At 69.1% G+C, this 4546-nt stretch carries 2 protein-coding genes and 1 pseudogene; 1 reads left to right on the top strand and 2 read right to left on the bottom strand.

Going from position 1 to position 4546, the window contains the following annotated elements; all coding sequences use genetic code 11:
* Positions 1-160: 160 nt before the first annotated feature.
* Together Q0C81_RS16460 and rnr are read right to left on the bottom strand one after the other, a co-directional pair.
* Positions 161-1150: a DUF4424 family protein gene (locus Q0C81_RS16460; protein WP_291840477.1), complete on the bottom strand. Its 990-nt coding sequence runs from the start codon at positions 1148-1150 to the stop codon at positions 161-163.
* 72 nt (positions 1151-1222) lie between these two features.
* On the bottom strand, positions 1223-3532 hold the full coding sequence (rnr, locus tag Q0C81_RS16455) for a ribonuclease R (protein ID WP_291840475.1): 2310 nt from the start codon (positions 3530-3532) through the stop codon (positions 1223-1225).
* A 112-nt stretch (positions 3533-3644) separates the two neighbouring features.
* Between rnr and Q0C81_RS16450 the strand changes: the two are divergent.
* Positions 3645-4526: pseudogene (locus Q0C81_RS16450) on the top strand (PLP-dependent cysteine synthase family protein); the annotation flags it as partial.
* Positions 4527-4546 lie beyond the last annotated feature (20 nt).

Genomic DNA, 4546 nt, shown 5'->3' with positions numbered 1-4546 from the left:
TTTGGAGGCCATGAAGACGTGCCCGGGCGCGCGGCGGCCCATCAGCACCTCGGCGCCGGAAACGCCCGGACGGGTCAGGATCAGGGTCGCGGCGTCCCTGGGCCGGCCGGTCGCCGCGGTGCGCGGGGCGTCGGCCAGATCCTGGCGGGCGTCGAAGGGTTCACTCGGGTCGGACACCCGAGACGATTACCACCGACAGATCGCGCGTGGGGGTGAAATTGGTGCGCCGCATCTCGAAGCGGGTCGAGCTGATCCGGCGCACATCCTCGCCGCAGAAGCTGACCAGATTGCGCGACGAGCCCTTGTCGACGACCAGCCGGAACTCGCCGATCGGTTCGGCCCAGTTGGCGCCGGTGGTCAGAATGTAGTCGACCCAGGTCTCGGTCAGATACTGGCCCCGGCGGCGCATCCGCGCGGCGCCGGCTTGGAAGGCGGCGTCGGCGCAGTATCGCGCCGCGTGTTCGGCGGCGTAGTCGCTGCTCGCCGCGTCCGGATCGCCGAAGACGCTGCCCGCTGAGCCGCCGACGGCGGGCGCATAGCGGTGATCCACCGCCAGCTCCTTCCCGGCGGGGAAGACCTGGGTCCAGTAGTGGGTGGTCTTCAGCGTCCACAGCGGCGCGAAGTCGGCCACCCGGCGGGCGCCGTCGGCGTAGCCGCGATCCTCGATCAGACCCATCTCGATCAGCATGTCGATCTGGGGCCGGGGCAGGGCGGCGACGGCGGCGCGGACGGCCGGATCATAGGGCGACAGCGGCAGCTCCAGCCCGCGCAGCAGGCCGGTGCGGTCGACGCCGTCCAGCATGGCCTTCTGCTCGATATTGGTGGCCACGCGCCGTCCCTGGACGGCGGTGACGAAGGTCAGGGCGCCGGGGTCGGACAGGGCGACGTCGCCCTCATTGCCGCCGACGATGTCGGGCAGGGGGAAGGCGACGATGGTGGAGATGTCGCGGTCGGTCCGGTTGAAGAACCGGTACTTCACCCGGATCTCGCGCGCCGAGACGAACAGGTCCTCGGAGCGCATGACGATGCCGTCGGTGCGCTGCAGGATCAGGCCGCCCGCGCCCATGGACGCGACGCTGTCATTGGCCGTCGCCGGCGCGGCGAGACACAGGGCGGCCAGCGCCGCCAAGACCGTTTTGCGGATCATCATCGTCACTCCCCCAGGAGACCTTAGCCGCTGAGGAATGGCGGAACCATGACAGGGCGTGGTCGAGAGGCGGGCCTACCGCCGCTTGCCCTTGCGGACGCCCTTCAGGCCGCCCGAGGGCTTCTTGCCGTCGCGGGGCTTGGGTCCGCCGCGCTTGGGATAGCCGCCGCCGGGGGCGCCGCGGGCGCGCATGCCCAGACGCGCCGAGGGGGCGTTGGGATCGCGCGGGCCGGGCTCGCTGAGCATTTCGAACAGCAGGCCGCCGGTGACCGGGGTCGCCTCCTTCAGCTTGACCTCGACCTTGCGGCCCAGGACCCAGCGCAGGCCGGAGCGTTCGCCGACGAGAGCGTGGCTGCGGTCGTCGTGGGTGAAATACTCGTTGCCCAGGGTCGAGACGGGGACCAGGCCGTCGGCGCCGGTCTCGTCCAGCCGGATGAACAGGCCGAAGCGGGTGACGCCGGTGATGCGGCCGGTGAAGCTGGCGCCGACTCGGTCCTCCAGATAGGCGGCGATGTAGCGGTCCATGGCGTCGCGCTCGGCGGCCATGGAGCGGCGCTCGGTCATCACCACATGCTCGGCGATGGACGGCAGTTCGGCGATCTCGCGATCGGTCAGCCCGTCCTTGCCGAGGCCCAGGGCGCGGATCAGGCCGCGGTGGACGATCAGGTCGGAGTAGCGCCGGATCGGCGAGGTGAAGTGGGCGTAGCGGTCCAGGTTCAGGCCGAAGTGGCCGACGTTCTCGGCCGAATAGACGGCCTGCATCTGGGTGCGCAGGACCACCTCGTTGACGACCTCGGCGTGCTCGGTGTCGCGGGTCTCGTCGAGCAGCTTGTTGAAGCGTTTGGTCGTGGCCGGTTCGCCCTTGGTCCACGGCTTGCCGATGGTGCCCAGGAAGTCGCCGAGGTTGAACAGCTTCTCCTGGCTGGGCGCGTCGTGGACGCGGTACAGCAGGGGCGTCTTCTTCTGCTCCAGCGTCTCGGCGGCGCAGACGTTGGCCTGGATCATCATCTCCTCGATCAGCCGGTGGGCTTCGAGGGAGACGCGGGCCTCGATGGATCTAATCTTTCCCTCAGGGTCCATGCGGATGCGGCGCTCGGCGCTCTCGATCTGCAGGGGCGCGCGCTTCAGCCGGCCCTTCAGCATGGCGCGGTAGGCGTTCCACAACGGATAGAGGATGGCCTCCATGATCGGGCCGGTGGTGTCGTCGGGTGCGCCGTCGATGGCGGCCTGGGCCTGCTCGTAGGAGAGCTTGGCGTGGCTGCGCATCAGGCCGCGGACGAACTTGTGGCCGGTCTTGCGGCCATCCTTGTCGAAGACCATGCGCACGGCCATGCAGGCGCGGTTGTCGCCCTGGGTCAGGCTGCACAGGCCGTTTGACAGGCGTTCGGGCAGCATCGGCTCGACGCGGTCGGGGAAGTAGGTCGAGTTGCCCTTGTCGCGGGCCTCGCGGTCCAGGTTGGTCCCGGGTCGGACGTAGGCGGCGACGTCGGCGATGGCGACCCAGACGATCCAGCCGTCCGCGTTCTTGGGATCGTCGTCGCGCATGGCGTAGACGGCGTCGTCATGGTCGCGGGCGTCGGCGGGATCGATGGTGATCAGGGGCAGGTCGCGCAGGTCCTCGCGGCCCTTGAGCGACGGCAGCTCCTGATGCTCGGCCTCCTGCTCGACGGCCTCGGAGAAGCCGGTCGGGACGCCGTGGCTGTGGATGGCGATCAGGGAGGCGGCGCGGGCGTCGTCCTCGCGGCCGATGGTCTCCAGGATCTTGCCGCGCTTGGGCCCATAGCGCTGGTCGCCCTTCTCGATGGCGGCCAGGACCAGGTCGCCGTCCTTCAGGCCCTCGGCCTGGGCGTGGGGGACCAACAGCACGTCCTTGGAACGGCGGTCGACGGGCTCGACCCGGACCTCGCGGTTGGACTTGCGGATGACGCCGAGGACGCGGGTGCGTTCGCCGTCCAGCTTCTTGACCAGCCGGGCTTCCCAGCCTTCGGCGCCGCGGGCGAACTTGACCAGCAGGCGGTCGCCCATGCCGGGGGCGGGGCCGGTGCGGCCCGAGTTGTCGGGCATCAGCAGGGCGCGGGGCGCGTCGTCGGAGGCCTCGACCAGACGGACGTAGAGTTCGCCGTCCAGGTCGCGCTCGACCACGTCGGCGACGCCGACGGGGGGCAGGGCGCCGGAGGGGCTGAAGCCCTTCCTGCCGCGCTTGCCCAAGGCGCCTTCGGCTTCGAGTTGGCGGATCATTTCGCGCAGGGCGCGGCGGTCGCCGCCCTTCAGCCCGAAGTGGCGGGCGATGTCGGTCTTCTCGGCCGATCCGGCGTCACGCAGGAAGGCGAGCAGGGTCTGTTTGTCGGGGAGGCCGGCGGGCGGCCTCTTGGGAGTGTTTGTCATTGAATCCTTAGATACCGCGCTTCGGCGCTCTTCGAGAGGCGAAATCTTGCGCGGCTTGTGATGAGTGAGGGGCGCGCCTAGTTCTTGGCGCGAACGTCCCCTGGAGTTTCTGATGTCTCTCGCCCCCACCCCGGTCCTGTCCGGTCCTACCGGCTCGTTGCTGGACCTGATCGGCAAGACGCCGATGGTGGAGGTGACGAAGATCGATACCGGCAAATGCCGTCTGTTCCTGAAGCTGGAGGCGCAGAACCCTGGGGGATCGATCAAGGACCGCATCGCCCTGTCGATGATCGACGCGGCGGAGCGGGAGGGGTTCCTGAAACCCGGCGGCGTCATCGTCGAAGCGACGGCCGGCAACACGGGTCTGGCGCTGACCCTGGTGGGGCAGGCCAAGGGATATAAGGTGCTTCTGGTCATCCCGGACAAGATGTCCAAGGAAAAAATCCAGCATTTGAGGGCGATGGGCGCGGATGTTCGCCTGACGCGATCGGACGTGCCGCACGGGCATCCGGAATATTACACCGACATGGCCGAGCGGCTGGCGCAGCAGATTCCGGGCGGATTCTACGTCAACCAGTTCGCCAACGACGCCAACTCCGAGGCCCACTTCAAGACCACGGGTCCGGAGATCTGGGCGCAGCTGGACGGCCAGATCGACGCCTTCGTGGCCGGCATCGGCTCGGGCGGCACGATCACCGGCACGGCCCGCTTCCTGAAGAGCGTCGGCTCGAACGCCGAAATCATCCTGGCCGATCCGGTCGGCTCGACCCTGGCCGGGATCGTCAACGAGGGCGTGCCGGGGCCGGATGGCAGCTACACCGTCGAGGGCATCGGCCAGAATTTCGTGCCGGACACCGCCGACATCGACCTGATCGACAAGGCCTATTCCATCACCGACGCCGAGGCGATCGCCACCGTGCGCGAGCTGCTGCTGAAGGAAGGCGTGCTGGCCGGGTCGTCGTCGGGCACCCTGATCGCCGCCGCCCTGCGCTGGTGACGCGAGCAGACCGAGCC

The sequence above is a fragment of the Brevundimonas sp. genome, from assembly GCF_023259385.1.
Classification (GTDB): domain Bacteria; phylum Pseudomonadota; class Alphaproteobacteria; order Caulobacterales; family Caulobacteraceae; genus Brevundimonas.
The sequence above is the reverse complement of the archived record's forward strand: the minus strand, read 5'-3'. Positions and strand labels throughout refer to the sequence as shown.